The sequence below is a fragment of the Methylobacterium litchii genome, from assembly GCF_038442315.1.
Lineage (GTDB): Bacteria > Pseudomonadota > Alphaproteobacteria > Rhizobiales > Beijerinckiaceae > Methylobacterium > Methylobacterium litchii.
In genome coordinates this window covers 218,721-232,707 of sequence record NZ_JBBXMY010000009.1, presented here as the reverse complement: position 1 = coordinate 232,707, position 13,987 = coordinate 218,721, and the positions used below count along the sequence as shown (strand labels likewise).

Annotated in this window: 15 protein-coding genes; 4 read left to right on the top strand and 11 right to left on the bottom strand. The window is 68.0% G+C overall.

Going from position 1 to position 13,987, the window contains the following annotated elements:
• Nucleotides 1–23 precede the first annotated feature (23 nt).
• A complete protein-coding gene (locus AAHF99_RS17635) occupies nucleotides 24–1,082 on the bottom strand; it encodes a GNAT family N-acetyltransferase (RefSeq protein ID WP_342165804.1) in 1,059 nt (352 codons plus the stop codon).
• 464 nt (nucleotides 1,083–1,546) lie between these two features.
• Here AAHF99_RS17635 and AAHF99_RS17630 point away from each other — a divergent pair, with 464 nt between their 5' ends.
• Nucleotides 1,547–2,167 carry a diguanylate cyclase gene (locus tag AAHF99_RS17630; RefSeq protein ID WP_342165803.1) on the top strand — a complete coding sequence of 207 codons (621 nt, stop codon included), beginning with the start codon at nucleotides 1,547–1,549 and terminating at the stop codon, nucleotides 2,165–2,167.
• A 6-nt stretch (nucleotides 2,168–2,173) separates the two neighbouring features.
• On the opposite strand, the gene garD is transcribed toward AAHF99_RS17630, so the two are convergent.
• The 5 genes from garD to kdgD form a co-directional block, all read right to left on the bottom strand.
• Nucleotides 2,174–3,748, bottom strand: coding sequence for a galactarate dehydratase (garD, locus tag AAHF99_RS17625; RefSeq protein ID WP_342165802.1), 1,575 nt, complete (start codon nucleotides 3,746–3,748; stop codon nucleotides 2,174–2,176).
• 19 nt (nucleotides 3,749–3,767) lie between these two features.
• Nucleotides 3,768–5,339: an aldehyde dehydrogenase (NADP(+)) gene (locus AAHF99_RS17620; protein WP_342165801.1), complete on the bottom strand. Its 1,572-nt coding sequence runs from the start codon at nucleotides 5,337–5,339 to the stop codon at nucleotides 3,768–3,770.
• Between the two features lie 33 nt (nucleotides 5,340–5,372).
• Complete coding sequence (gudD, locus tag AAHF99_RS17615; protein WP_342165800.1) at nucleotides 5,373–6,725, bottom strand: glucarate dehydratase; 1,353 nt, start codon at nucleotides 6,723–6,725, stop codon at nucleotides 5,373–5,375.
• 70 nt (nucleotides 6,726–6,795) lie between these two features.
• Nucleotides 6,796–8,145, bottom strand: a complete 1,350-nt coding sequence (locus AAHF99_RS17610; RefSeq protein ID WP_412759906.1) for an MFS transporter — start codon at nucleotides 8,143–8,145, stop codon at nucleotides 6,796–6,798.
• A 108-nt stretch (nucleotides 8,146–8,253) separates the two neighbouring features.
• Nucleotides 8,254–9,168: a 5-dehydro-4-deoxyglucarate dehydratase gene (kdgD, locus tag AAHF99_RS17605; protein WP_342165798.1), complete on the bottom strand. Its 915-nt coding sequence runs from the start codon at nucleotides 9,166–9,168 to the stop codon at nucleotides 8,254–8,256.
• A 108-nt stretch (nucleotides 9,169–9,276) separates the two neighbouring features.
• Here kdgD and AAHF99_RS17600 point away from each other — a divergent pair, with 108 nt between their 5' ends.
• From AAHF99_RS17600 to AAHF99_RS17590, 3 genes are all read left to right on the top strand, one after another.
• A complete protein-coding gene (locus AAHF99_RS17600) occupies nucleotides 9,277–10,167 on the top strand; it encodes a LysR family transcriptional regulator (protein ID WP_342165797.1) in 891 nt (296 codons plus the stop codon).
• Nucleotides 10,168–10,336: 169 nt separating this feature from the next.
• The gene (locus tag AAHF99_RS17595) at nucleotides 10,337–10,930 is read left to right on the top strand and encodes a hypothetical protein (protein ID WP_342165796.1); all 594 of its coding nucleotides are present in this window, start codon (nucleotides 10,337–10,339) and stop codon (nucleotides 10,928–10,930) included.
• Between the two features lie 93 nt (nucleotides 10,931–11,023).
• Entirely contained in the window at nucleotides 11,024–11,476 is a 453-nt protein-coding gene (locus tag AAHF99_RS17590; RefSeq protein ID WP_342165795.1) for a cupredoxin domain-containing protein, read from the top strand.
• Between the two features lie 50 nt (nucleotides 11,477–11,526).
• On the opposite strand, the gene AAHF99_RS17585 is transcribed toward AAHF99_RS17590, so the two are convergent.
• The 5 genes from AAHF99_RS17585 to AAHF99_RS17565 form a co-directional block, all read right to left on the bottom strand.
• The gene (locus tag AAHF99_RS17585) at nucleotides 11,527–12,087 is read right to left on the bottom strand and encodes a peptidase M4 (RefSeq protein WP_342165794.1); all 561 of its coding nucleotides are present in this window, start codon (nucleotides 12,085–12,087) and stop codon (nucleotides 11,527–11,529) included.
• Nucleotides 12,088–12,253: 166 nt separating this feature from the next.
• Nucleotides 12,254–12,421: a hypothetical protein gene (locus tag AAHF99_RS17580; protein ID WP_342165793.1), complete on the bottom strand. Its 168-nt coding sequence runs from the start codon at nucleotides 12,419–12,421 to the stop codon at nucleotides 12,254–12,256.
• Nucleotides 12,422–12,452: 31 nt separating this feature from the next.
• Entirely contained in the window at nucleotides 12,453–12,671 is a 219-nt protein-coding gene (locus tag AAHF99_RS17575) for a hypothetical protein (RefSeq protein ID WP_342165792.1), read from the bottom strand.
• 119 nt (nucleotides 12,672–12,790) lie between these two features.
• Nucleotides 12,791–13,177: a hypothetical protein gene (locus tag AAHF99_RS17570; RefSeq protein WP_342165791.1), complete on the bottom strand. Its 387-nt coding sequence runs from the start codon at nucleotides 13,175–13,177 to the stop codon at nucleotides 12,791–12,793.
• 3 nt (nucleotides 13,178–13,180) lie between these two features.
• Nucleotides 13,181–13,885, bottom strand: a complete 705-nt coding sequence (locus AAHF99_RS17565; protein WP_342165790.1) for a glutathione S-transferase N-terminal domain-containing protein — start codon at nucleotides 13,883–13,885, stop codon at nucleotides 13,181–13,183.
• Nucleotides 13,886–13,987: the final 102 nt, after the last annotated feature.

Below are 13,987 nucleotides of genomic sequence, written 5' to 3'. Positions count from 1 at the left end.
GCGCATCGTGGGGGAAGAATGTTTCAGAACTTGAAAGCGTCGAAACGACAGAGCCAGGACCGCAACCGGCGGTTGAGACCCGGACGGGTCCGCAGATGGCCGACGAGGAGCGCCCTCGCGGCGGGGGCGAGCCCCCGCCAACTGAGCGGCTGAACGACATCCAGGAGCGGCAACGGCTTGCAGCCGAGACGACGCTTGTAGGTGTAGTCGCCGATCCCGAGGTCGAAGACGCGAACACCTTCGGTTTGCAGGGCGGCCATGGTCTGCGCGATGACGAGGCGCCCCGGCGAACACGAGGCCCAGCGTCCTCCCGCCATGCCGACGCGGATGGTAATGCAGCGCTCCTCGTGGCGCAGGCCGAGATGGACCGCGACGATCTCATCCCCCGCCGTGAGCGCCGTCAGCACCACGCTGCCATCGGCGATGCCCCTCTCGATCAAGAGGCGGTAGAAGAGCGCATGACGGGGCTCGTTGAGGACGTACTGCGCGCCGAGGGCGTTCATACGACCGGCTTGCAGGCGCTCCAGGGCCGCGAGCACGTCCTTTCCACGCGCGATCTCCGTGATCCGCTCGAAGCCCGCGCCGGGCTCTTTGGTGAAGATCCGCCATGTCCGCGCGATGTGCTTGCGTTCCTCGCGGCTCAGAACCGAGCCTTGCCGGGAATGAAGATCCTGGCGAATGTCGAGCGTGTTGCCGGCGAGCGCACACGGAACCGCGCCCCGCATGAGCGCAAGTGGGTTGGGCCGCCCGCTCAGCCTCGGTTCGAGCTTGCTGAGGCGGAGGACATCGGCCGCAGGAAGAGCGCGGCGCACCGCCCGCCACAGGCGCCGCATCGCCGCCCCGTCGCGCGGGGCGGCGGGTCCCAGCAGCGGGGCGTTGTAATCGGTGAGGTTGAGGTCGGCGAACTCGATGACGCGCAGACGTCCGACGATCCGCAGCACCAGCGGAAGGACCAGGGCGACCTCACCCGTGGCGCCATCGCGAACGGTGATGACCAGCGCGGACACGTCCGGTCGCTCCGCCAACGCCTCGTACCAACTGCCAAGCCAGGGCATGCGCTGGAAGGCTGTCGGGGCATTCACTCCGCGAAGGATCTCGGGGCTGAACCGGGACGCGACCTCGACCCGATACAGGTCCGGACGCGACGACGGCGCGACCGATCCTGCCTCGAACGAGCGGTCGAGCGATGTCACTTCGGCGCCTCCAACCCAGTCGCTCGTCCGCCAATATTCGCGCTGTGCAAGTATAGGCGTTTGCGGCTTACGTACTGCGATGTGTACGAGGGACGATTGACTTTCAATCCCACTATATGGGTTTTTGCGTAGTTTTATACAGCTGGTGAGGGCTGAGATCGGCGAGTGCGAAGTTATGCCTGCGGGAAGGACTCAGGAGCCAATGCGTCCCGTCGCTGACGCTACCGGTGACTGCAACCATAGGTCGTATGACGAGGCTGCGCCCTTTCGTTCCGGGCGTGATCACACCGGGAACTAGGGCTCCGCTCCGTCCTTTAACTCTTGCTAGTATCGAGCCGCCGAGGCGAACGAGCATGTCGGAGCCCGCATCTCAACCTGTGCTCTCCTTTGTCCCCGATGCTCTCAGTGCATCGCAAGTCGGCGTGTGGGAAACGGATTTCGCGAAAGACCGGACGCGGGGCGACGCCACTTTGGCTGCTCTGTTCGGTGTCGATCCTCTTCAGGCCGCGGAGGGTCTGCCGCTGGCGCATTACGTGCGCAACGTCGTGGCGGAAGATCGCGCCACACTCTACGACAAGTTGAATGATGTGCGCGAGGTGGGCGGCCTGTTCGTGATCGAATACCGCACGCGTCCGTCACCGAACACCGTGCGGTGGGTTCTGGCGCGGGGCCGCTACGAGCGAAGCGAGGGCACCGGCGCGATGACGGGCCGGGGCATCGTCATTGACATCACCGAGAGCAAGCTCGACGGGCAGATGGAAGACCGGGCGCTCTTCTTTGCGCCGAACGAGAATGTCCCCTCCCTCGATCAGGTCGCAGTGTTGGCACTGCAGGCCCGGCAGGAGATCGACGAGCTCGGCGAGCAGGAGGGCTCTCCCCTGCGCAGGGCCGTCGATGCCTTCCTCATGGCTGTCGGGCGGGCCATCGCGCGGGGTCAGACCGCGATGCAGAGGGTCAGCCGCAGGGTCAACTGATTCCCATCAGGTCACGGGGGCGGGGTTGAACAGCGCGAGGTCGTTGTAGAGGCCCCAGCGGTCGGACCACGGGCGCTTGCGCCCGCTGGCGACGTCGAGGATCAGTTCGAACAGGTCGTGGCCCGCCTCTTCGAGGCTGCGCTCCCCCGTCGCCACGCGCCCGGCGTCGAAATCGATGAGGTCGGACCAGCGCTCGGCGAGTTCGGTGCGGGTGGCGACCTTGATCACAGGCGCCTGTGCGAGCCCGTAGGGCGTGCCCCGTCCGGTCGAGAACACCTGCAGGGTGATGCCCGAGGCGAGTTGCAGCGTCCCGCACACGAAGTCGCTGGCAGGCGTCGCCGCAAAGATCAGACCCTTTTCCTTGACCCGTTCGCCGGGCGCCAGAACCCCGCTGATCGGGCTCGCGCCGGATTTGGCGACGGAACCGAGGGCCTTCTCCACGATGTTGTTGAGCCCGCCCTTCTTGTTGCCGGGGGAGGGGTTCGCCCGGCGGTCGGCGCCGCCCTTGGCGAGGTAATCATCGTACCACGCCATCTCGCGGACCAGCGCCTGCGCCACCTCCGGCGTGGCGGCACGGGGGGTGAGAAGGTGGATCGCGTCGCGCACCTCCGTCACCTCGGAGAACAGCACCGTCGCGCCGCACCGGACCAGCAGATCGGCGCAGATGCCCATGGCGGGGTTGGCGGTCACGCCGGAGAAGGCGTCGCTGCCGCCGCATTGCAGGCCGACCACGAGGTCGGACACGGGGCAGGTCTCGCGGCGGCGGCGGTTCAGCACGTCGAGGCGCTGCTCGGCCATATTCATGATCGTGTCGATCATCATGCCGAAGCCGGCATGGTGCTCGTCCTGAAGCCGCGTCACGGCGCCGGTCTGCGTGGCATCCGGCAGAAGCCGCTCGGACACCAGCTTCTCGCAGCCAAGGCCGACCACCATCACCTCGCCGCCGAAGTTCGGGTTGCGGGCGATGTTCTGCAGCGTGCGGATCGGGATATGCGCCTCGGGGGCGCTGATCGCGACACCGCAGCCGTAGGTGTGGGTGAGCCCGACCACGTCATCGACGTTCGGGAAGCGCGGAAGCAGCTCTTCCTTGATCTTACGGATCGCCACGTCGAGCGTGCCTGCGACGCACTGGACGCTGGTGGAGATGGCGAGGATGTTCTTGGTGCCGACCGTGCCGTCCGGGTTGCGAAACCCCTCGAACGTGTAGCCGTCGAGCCGGGGCAGCGGCGCGGGCGGGCGGATCGTCATGTCGAGCGTGTCGAGGTCCGGCGCCGCCGGCGTCTCGACACGGGATTCTTCCACCCAGCTGCCTTCGGGGATCGCATCGATGGCGAGCCCGACGATCTCGCCGTAGCGGCGCACGGCACCGCCCTTGGCGATGTCGGTGAGCGCCACCTTGTGGCCCTGCGGCACGAATTCCCGGAGGGTAATGCCCTCAGGCAGGGTGGTCCCCGCCGGCAGGCCGAAGGCGTTCACGACGATGGCGACATTGTCGTCCGGGTGGACGCGGATCGTGCGCGGGGCATCCCCCGGCAGGCGGGAGGGCCGCTCTGGTGCGGACACGTCGCTCGGCGTCGCCATCGTCGTCTTGTCCCTCTGCTCAGGCGTCTTTTCGGCCGTCGATCGTGCGCGGCACGTTCAGCGGGTTGGCCTGCCGCAGCTCCGGCGGCAGCAGGGCGTCGGGCAGGTCCTGGTAGCAGACCGGCCGCAGGAAGCGGTCGATGGCAAGGCTGCCCACCGAAGTGGTGCGCCCATCGGAGGTCGCCGGGTACGGCCCGCCATGCACCATGGCGTGGCCGACCTCGACACCCGTGCCGAAGCCGTTGACGAGGATGCGGCCGACCTTGCGCTCAAGGACCGGAAGCAGGGTGCGGGCGGCATCGTGGTCGCCCTCGTCCATGTGCAGGGCCGCCGTCAGCTGGCCTTCGAGCTTGCCGAGAACCGCGCGGATCTCACTCAGATCGCGACAGCGCACGACGAGGGAGGCGGCGCCGAACACTTCCTCCGCGAGCTTGTGGTCCGCGAGGAAGGAGCCGGCGTCGGTGGCGAACAGCGTCGCTCGCCCCTGCGTCTCGCCGCCGGGCTGGCCCTGCGCAATGCGCGTGACGGCCGCATTGGATTCGAGCGCGGCGACTCCGGCGCAATAGGCCTTGTGGATGCCGGGCGTCAGCATGGTCTGCGCCGCGACCCCTTCCAACGCCTTCGCGGCGCCAGCGAGGAAGGCGTCGAGGCCTTGGCCCTCGATCGCGAGGATGAGGCCGGGATTGGTGCAGAACTGGCCGGAGCCAAGGATGAGCGCGCCGACGAAGGCCTTGCCGATCTCCGCCCCGCGAGCCTCCAGGGCGGAGGACAACAGGATCACGGGATTGATCGAGCTCATCTCGGCATAGACCGGGATCGGCACCGGGCGCGAGGCAGCGAGCTTCATCAGCGCCGTGCCGCCCGTGCGCGAGCCGGTGAAGCCGACGGCGGCGATGCGCGGATCGGAGACGAGGCGCTTGCCGACCTCGATGCCGTTGTCGAACAGCAGCGAGAACACGCCTTCCGGCAGGTCACATGCGGCCACGGCCTTGGCGATGGCGCGGCCGACGAGTTCCGACGTGCCGGGATGGGCCGGGTGCGCCTTGGCGACCACGGGGCAGCCGGCGGCCAGCGCCGAGGCGGTGTCGCCGCCGGCCACGGAGAAGGCGAGCGGGAAGTTCGAAGCGCCGAACACGGCGACGGGGCCGACGCCGATGGCGCGCAGGCGCAGGTCGGGCCGGGGCAGAGGCTTCCGGTCGGGGAGGGCGGGGTCGATCCGCGCGGAGAGGTAGCTGCCCTCGCGCAGGACGCCCGCGAACAGCCGCAGCTGGCCGACTGTACGGCCGCGCTCGCCTTCGAGGCGCGGACGCGGCAGGCCGCTCTCCGCCATGCAGCGGACGATGAGGTCGTCGCCGATGTCGAGGATCGCTTGGGCGATGGTGTCGAGGAAGGCCGCGCGGCGTTCCGGCGTGATCTCGCGGAACGTGTCGAAGGCATCGTCCGCAAGGGCGCAGGCGCGCTCGACCTCATCCGTCGAGGCGGCGTGGAAGACCGGATCGATGGGGCGGCCGGTGGCCGCCTCGACCGCGCGGAAGCTCTCGCCTTTGCCCGCCGCTTGGCCGCCGATGATGCTGCGTCCGGTGAGATTCATCGTGTTCTCCATCGCGCCTGAAGGGGCCCCGCCTCAGCGGACGAGGCAGGGGCGCTTGTTGTCGAAGGTCCAGCCCGGGATCAGGGCCTGCATCGCGGCGGCGTCGTCGCGGGCGCCGAGGCCGTGCTGCTTGTACAGTTGGTGCGCGGTCTCGACCTCGTCCCAATCGATCTCGATGCCGAGGCCCGGCCGCTCGGGGACCTGAACGAGCCCGTTGCGGATCCGCAGGGGCTCCCGGGTCAACCGCTGCCCGTCCTGCCAGATCCAATGGGTGTCGATGGCGGTCACGCGGCCCGGCGCGGCGGCGGCGGCGTGGGTGAACATCGCGAGCGATACGTCGAAGTGATTGTTCGAGTGCGATCCCCAGGTGAGGTCGTGGTCGCGGCAGAGCTGCGCGACGCGCACCGCGCCGGCCATGGTCCAGAAATGCGGATCGGCGAGGGGGATGTCGACCGAACCGAGCTGGATCGCATGGCGCATCTGGCGCCAATCGGTGGCGATCATGTTGGTGGCGGTCGGCAGGCCGGTGGCACGGCGGAACTCGGCCATCACCTCGCGGCCGGAGAAGCCGCCCTCGGCGCCGCAGGGGTCCTCGGCATAGGCGAGGATGTCGCCCTTGCCCTTGCACAGGGCGATGGCCTCGTTCAGCGACCACGCGCCGTTCGGATCGAGGGTCACGCGGGCCTGCGGGAAGCGCCGCTTGATCGCGGTGACGGCCTCCATCTCGGCCTCGCCCGCCAGCACGCCGCCCTTCAGCTTGAAGTCGTTGAAGCCGTAGGCCTCGTGCGCGGCCTCGGCGAGGCGGGCGACGGTCTCGGGTGTCAGGGCCTCCTCGTCGCGCAGGCGGAACCAGCCGTCGCGGGCCTCGGGCTCGCGATAGGGGAGGTCGGTGCGGCGGCGGTCGCCGACGTAGAACAGGTAGCCCAGCATCTCGACCGCATCGCGCTGCTGGCCTTCGCCGAGGAGCGCAGCCACCGGCACGTTCAGGTACTGCCCGAGAAGGTCGAGGAAGGCGGATTCCACCGCCGTGACGGCGTGGATCGTGATGCGCAGGTCGAAGGTCTGGAGGCCGCGCCCGCCAGCATCCCGGTCCGCGAAGTGGCTGCGCATCGTGTTGAGGACGGCGTTCCAGGCGCCGAGCGTCTTGCCGACGATGAGGCTCCGCGCCTCTTCCAGCACCCCCCGGATGCCCTCGCCGCCGGGGACTTCGCCGAGGCCGGTCGCGCCGGTCGAGTCGGTGAGAACGACGAGGTTGCGGGTGAAGAACGGGCCGTGCGCGCCCGAGAGGTTCAGGAGCATGCTGTCGCGGCCGGCGACAGGTACCACCTTCATGTCGGTGATGACGGGGGTGTTGCGGGCGGCGTGCTGGGTCTGTTCGAACGGCATGGTCTGCCTCCCTGGATGCGTTTTTTGTGATCGGAGAGGGGGCCCGCCCCGTGGGACGGGCCCAGGGCGTTCAGGGCTGGGCCTTCAGCTCGACGCGACGGATCTGGCCGACGACGACGAGGTAGCAGAACACCGCTGCGAGGGCGTTGGCGCCGACGAAGACCAGGGCGCCGTTGAACGAGCCGGTCTGCTGGACGATGTAGCCGATGATGATCGGCGTCGTTATGCCGGCGGTGTTGCCGAAGGTGTTGAACAGGCCACCGGAAAGGCCGCCGCTTTCCTTGGGCGAGGTATCGGCCACGACGGCCCAGCCCAGCGCCCCGACGCCCTTACCGAAGAAGGCCAGCGCCATCAGCCCGACCACAAGGGCATCGGCCTGGACGTAGTTGCAGCCGATGATCGCCATCGAGATCAGCATGCCGGCGACGATCGGGATCTTGCGGGCGGCGGTGAGCGAGTAGCCGCGGCGCAGCAGCACGTCCGAAATGAAGCCGCCGAGGATGCCGCCGATGAAGCCGCACAGGGCCGGCAGCACCGCCGCGAAGCCGGCCTGCAGGATCGAGAGGCCGCGCTCCTTCACGAGGTAGACCGGAAACCACGTGAGGAAGAAGTAGGTGAGCACGGTGATGAAGTACTGGCCGAAATAGATGCCGAGGAGCATCCGGTTCGAGAGCAGTTCCTTCAGGGTGCGCCCAGCCTGGCCCGCGCCGCCGGAGCGGGCGCCGTCCATCACCATCAGGGCGCCGCCCTGGCGGATGTAGTCGCGCTCGGCGCGGCCCACCATCGGGTGATTCTCCGGCCCGTAGACGACCTTCAACCACAGCAGAGCGAAGGCGACGCCGAGGAGGCCCATCACGGTGAAGACGTGGTGCCAAGAGTAGGTGTGGACGATCCACGCCATCAGGGGCGTGAACAACACGGTCGCGAAGTACTGCGCCGAGTTGAAGAAGGCCGAGGCCATGCCACGTTCCCGCGCCGGGAACCACGCCGCGACGATGCGGGCGTTGGCCGGGAAGGCGGGCGCCTCGCTGAGTCCCACGAGGAGGCGCAACGCGAAGAGCATGATGACGGCGGTGAGGCCGGTGAAGAAGCCGACCGCGCCCTGGATCAGGGTGAAGCCCGACCACACGGCGATGGACGCCGCGTAGACCCACTTCACACCGAAGCGGTCGAGCAGCCAGCCGCCGGGGATCTGCGCGAGCACATAGGACCACGCGAAGGCCGAGAAGACGTAGCCCATCTGGACGGGCGAGAGGTCGAGTTCCTTGGCCATATCCGGCCCGGCGATCGAGATCGTCGCCCGGTCGGCGTAGTTGATCGCGGTCGCCATGAAGAGCATCAGCGCGATCAGGATGCGCACGCGGCCGCGCTTGACCCCCGAGGGGGCCGCCGCGTCTGCCGAGGCGGTAGTGGTCGTCATGTCCATAGGCGTTCTCCCGGGTGGCAGCGACCGTTTTCGGACGCATCGTTCTCCGCCGTTGGCCGGCGTGTCGTTTTGGATGGGAGCGGCGTCACCGCCCCCGGATGGTCAGCGGCGGTTGCCGATCAGGGCCTTGAGCTCGGCCAGCTCGCCGGCATCGAGATCGGTCAGCGGCGAGCGCACCGGGCCCGCGTGACGGCCGACCGCAGTCATGCCGGCCTTCACGATCGACACGGCGTAGCCGCGCTTGCGATTGCGGATCGCGATGTAGGGGAGGACGAAGCTCTTCAGCTCGGCATAGACCGCATCGCGGTCCCGGCGACGGACCGAGTCGTAGAACGACAGCGCCCATTCCGGCAGGAAGTTGAAGATCGCCGAGGAATAGGTCGTCACGCCCATTTCCAGGTAGGGGAGGGCGAAGGTCTCGGCGGTGGGCAGGCCGCCGACATAGGTCAGGCGATCACCGAGGCCGGCATAGACGCGGGTCATCAGTTCGACGTCGCCGACGCCATCCTTGAAGCCCACGAGGTTCGGGTTGCGCTCGCACAGGCCGGCGAGGGTCGTCTCGTTCAGCTGGGCGTTGGAGCGGTTGTAGACGATGATGCCGAGGCTGGTCGCCTTGCACACCGCTTCGATATGGGCGGCGAGGCCGGCTTGCTCGGACCCGACGAGGTAGGGCGGCAGGAGCAGGATGCCGTCGGCGCCGGCCGCCTCGGCGGCCTTGGCCATCTCGACCGCGAGGGCGGTGCCTTGCCCGGCGGGGGCGATGACCGGCGTGCGGCCGCGGGTTTCCTCAATGCAGGCGCGCAGCACCCGGTCGATCTCGGCGGGGGTCAGCGAGAAGAACTCGCCCGTGCCGCCGGCCGCGAACAGGCCGGAAACCTTGTAATCGGCGAGGCGGGAGAGGTTGTCGCGATAGGCCGCTTCGTCGAAGCTGAAGTCATCGCGAAAATGAGTGACCGGGAACGACAGCAGGCCGGAGCCCAACTGCTTGGCCATTTCCGCCGGGGTCATCCGCGCCATCGTCATCTCCCATGATTCGCGCCGTTTGAGCGTCTGAACTCTGGGTAGGCCCCCACAATTGTCGCGTCCAACGTTGATTTTGGATTGATTATCCCGGATGCTGCATCAATGTTCGATCTGGGACACGCCCGCAGTTTCGTCGCCGTGGCTGAAGAGCTGCATTTCGGCCGGGCCGCCGCGCGGCTGAACCTGACGCAATCGCCCCTCTCCCGGCAGATCCAGATGCTGGAGCAGACGCTGGGGGTGACGCTGCTCGAGCGGACCACCCGCGCGGTGCGCCTGACGCCCGCCGGCCGCACCTTCGTGGCGGAGGCCTACCGGGTGATCGCGGCGGCGGAGAACGCGGAGCGCGTCACCCGCCGGGCCGCCCGTGGCGAGAGCGGGATGATCCGCCTCGGCTTCACCGCCGCCTCGGCTTACCGGATCCTCCCCCGCCTCGTGACGCATCTGCGCGACCGGCTGCCGGAGATCGACCTCGCCCTGGAGGAGATGGTCTCCGGCGAGCAGATCCAGGCCCTGGAGGGCAACCGGATCGACCTTGCACTGCTACGCCCGTCGCCGGCCCTCTCGGAGAGCGCCATCGAAGCGGTGCCGCTCACGCGGGAACGCCTGATCCTTGCGGTGCCGCAGGGCCATCGCCTCGCCGTCGGCCGGGCCCCGACGCTGGCCGATCTCGACGGCGAGCCGTTCGTAACATGGTCGCCTCGGGGCGGACGCTACTTCATCGACCTGCTCGCTGCGCTGTTCGAGGGCGGCGAGGTCCAGCCCCGCGTGGTGCAGCGGGTGAATCAGGTCCACGCGATGCTGGCGCTGGTCGGTGCCGGGCTCGGCGTCGCCCTCGTGCCGGATGGCGCCCGCAGCATCCGGGTGGCGAACGTCACCCTGCGGGCGATTCGCTTGCCGGCCTCGGCCCAGCCGGAGTTGCATCTCGCCTCGCGGCGGGGCGACGCCAACCCGTGCCTGCCCACGGTGCGGGAGGTGATCGAGAAGGCCTTTTAAGGCTCGGCGCGATTTGGTTCCATCACTATTGGTGGAGAAACTACAAGTTCAGGTTGAATAAACCCGCCTGTACGTACTCGGCAGGACTTGCCGGCAAGCCGGCGCCCGGACAAAGCTTAATCAACCGTAGCCTTGCCTGGAGCGAGCCTTGCACCGTGTGATTCGCTCAGTGACTGCCGCCTTCGTCACGATGGCCGTGGTGACGCCCTCGCTCGACGTGGCTCAGGCCGCTGGGGCGAACAAGCAACCCCAGAAGACCGGGCGTGCCGCCGTGGAGGCCAAGGACACGACCTTCATCGACCGCCAGGAGAAGATGTGGGGCCGGCTCTCGGCCTCGATCTGTTCCGGCTGCATCACGGCGGCGAACCGCGTCGCGCCGTCGAGCTACGAGAAGCCGGGCAGCACGCCGGTCGCCGAAGCGAAGCTGGAGACGGTGAAGACGGCCGTCCGCACGGCGGCGACGCCGCGCCGGTTCGTCCAATTGAAGAAGCGCTACGCCAAGCACAACCGCCGCGAAAGACTGAAGCTCGCGGCACGTGCCCGGTTGAGGACGGCGATGCTGGCCAAGCGCCGGGCGCTGCACGTCGCCGCCCTGAAGCGGCGTCATCCCGCCCCGGCGAGGGCCGCATTCGTGCCGGCCTACGAGGCGCGTTCGATCAATACTGTCTATCGCATCCCCACCGACCAGCCCTTCACGCCGCGCGACGACGGGCGGTGGCACGAGACGATCCTCCCGACCGCCCTGCGCATGCGCCGAGGCTGAGCCCGTCGCGGGCGAGTTGACGCGCCGAGGAACCGGCCGGGCGGCCCTCCCTTGTCCGGGGGACCGCACTCAAGCGGACGGAGTTCTGAGACAATGCGATTGAGACCGGCGACCGCCCTCGGGCTGGCCATGAGCCTCCTGCCCGCCACGGCCTTCGCACAGGGCAAGCCCCTGCCGCCGCCGGCAAGCGATGCCACGCCGCCCATCGAATTGTCGATCACGCTGCAGGATGGGAAGCCGGTCTGCGCGCCGGCCGAATTGCTCGTGCCCGCAAATACCAACATCGCCTTGAACGTCGTCAGCCAGGCCAACGCCGATGTGACGCTGACCATTCCGGGGCAATTCTCGAATGGCCTCGTCGAGCATGCGGACGGCGATCTCGTCCACGTGGCGAGCGAGAAGGGCTATCTGGTGAAGCGCAACGGCAAGGGCGTATTGAAGCTGCGGACCGAAGGGCCGGGGGAGGTGAAATACGCCTGCACCGCCACGAACAACCAGAGCCAGCCGTTCACCGGCACCTACACGCGGAAGGGGACGAACGGCTAAACGTCATACGAGGCGGCCCCGGCACTGGTCCGGGGCCGCTTGTCACACGATCAGTCGACGACCTTGCCGTCCGGCCCGACCTTCACGGTCTGCTCCTTGTCGGCACCCGCGACCTTGATCTCGTACTGCACGGCCTTGCCGTCCTTAGACACCTCGGCCTCGTAGGCCTTGCCGCCACCGGCCTTCTGCTCCGCGATGGCGAGCGCGTCCTTCAGGGTCGTCTTCGCCTCGTTGAAGTTCTTCGTGGTCAGGAAGGTGAAGTAGCGCTCGATCGGCTGGTTCTCGGTCTTGTAGACCGCGCCGGTGTCGGCGTTGATGCCGTATTCAACGAGCTTGCCGCTCGGGTAGACGACCTTCACGGCGTAATGCACCGGGTCCTTGCTGTCGGCCTTCTCGAAGTCGGCGTCGATGGCGCGGCCGCCCTTCTCCTCACCCTGCATCTCGGCAGTGTTGATCGCCTGCGGCAGGGCGACCTTGGCGATCTTGGCGACCTGCCACTCTTTCATGTCCTTCATGTCGCCCGTCGTGCCCGTGGTCGTCGTGGTCTGGGCAAAGGCGAGGCTGGTGCCGAGCAGAAACAGGATGGCGGTTGCGGCAAACGTCTTCGTCATGGCGGGTATAACCTCGTTTTCGAGTGTGTTGCCGTCATGAACGCCCCAGGCACGAGCCTGTTTCATCGATCTTGATACGATCCTTGTGCGGCTTCGGCCTCGATCTCGGCATCAGCCTGGAGGCGGCCCTTTTCGAGGTGCCCCGCGTCGCCAAGGGGCGATACTTCTACGAGGATTTAGTGCGGACCTTGGTGACGTCGCGCATTGAGGTGTCGAACCTCGCCACAAAAATTTTTCCGCTCCTGACCCAATGCCAGAGGTCTGATGCGAACCCGAACCGCCCCTCGCCCGCCTCGTCATCCTCGATCTCGGCCTGCCCGACATGCGCGGTCACGCCCGGCTTCGCGTCCCCGACGCGCCGACGATCAGGTGCGGAGTTCGATGCGCTCGCCGGAGACGAGCACCGCGTCGGGCCGGCGGCCCGTCTCGACACAGGCGTAGTGGAACGCGGCCTGCCGGTCGCGGAACAGGCCGCTGCCGCGCCCATGGATCTCGACGGCGACCCAGCGCCCCCGGGAATCCTGGCCGACGACGAAGGTGTTCATGGGCGCCGGCGTGGCGCTGACGAGAAGAGTGGGTGACATGGATGGGGGGAGGGGTTCACGCGATCCTCTGAGGACGCCGCACCCCATGTGAGCCTATTGGCATGAGGGTTCGAGGGGGCGAGCCGCCGGCCGCGATAAGGATGTCGTGAGGATCGGCTTCAGAGTGCCCGTTCGGGTCTCTTGCTCGTCAATCGCAGGCTCAGCGGGCGCCCGGCGATGGCCCCGCCGAGCCCGTCGGTGATCGCCATCGGCAGGCAGCGCGACACCGCACCGAGCGCCGCCGCGATGAAGCCGCGCTGCTCGTCACCCGTCCCGACGAGGCGGGAATGGGTGATGCGCGGCTGGCCGAGGAGCGAGCCGTCGCGCTTCAGGCTGAACAGCACCGTCACTTCCGAGCCCACCGCCCCCGGTGGCACGCCGTCGAGCGTGGCGCAGGCGCCGAGCGTCCGCCACAGCGAGGCGAGGTTGTCCGCCGAGGCGGCGTAGGCCCCGACGGGATGGGCCGCGAGGCCGAGGGCGAGGAGGGCGGCGCGGCTTCGGCGCATGGCCTAGCGGGGCGTGAGGGAGGCGGTCTGCCCGAACATGATCTTCTTGGCGTCCTCGCTCATGGTCTTCCCGAAATCGGGGTTGATCTTCGGCGCGTGGGCGTAGGCCGCCTTGGTGCCGGGCCGCTCCGCGATGGCATGGAACCAGCGCTTCAGGTGCGGGTGCTCGTCGAGGTCCTGACCCTGCTTCTCCCACGGGACGATCCACGGGTAACAGGCCATGTCGGCGATGGTGTAATCCGGCCCCGCCACGAACTCACGGTCGGCGAGGCGACGGTCGAGGACGCCGTAGAGCCGGTTGGTCTCGTTCACGTAGCGCTTGATCGCGTATTCGATCTTCTCCGGCGCGTACTGATTGAAATGGTGGTTCTGTCCGAGCATCGGGCCGAGGCCGCCCATCTGCCAGAACAGCCATTGCAGCACCTCGTAGCGGCCGTACAATTCCTGCGGGATGAAGCGCCCGGTTTTCTCCGCGAGGTAGAGGAGGATCGCGCCCGATTCGAACAGGCTCATCGTGCCGCCGCCCTTCGGCTCGTGATCCACGATGGCCGGCATGCGGTTATTCGGGGCAATCTTGAGAAAGTCCGGATTGAACTGCTCGCCCTTGCCGATGTTCACAGGCTTGATCGTGTAGGGCAGCCCGGCCTCTTCCAGGAACATCGTGACCTTGTGGCCATTCGGCGTCGGCCAATAATGCAGATCGATCATCGCACGTCCTCGTTGCAGGCCGTCACCCCGGCCCGGTGCAGTCGCGGAGGAGGTGGGACGGAACACCCTTCGGATCAAGCAGGCCGAACCGAATCGCGCCGT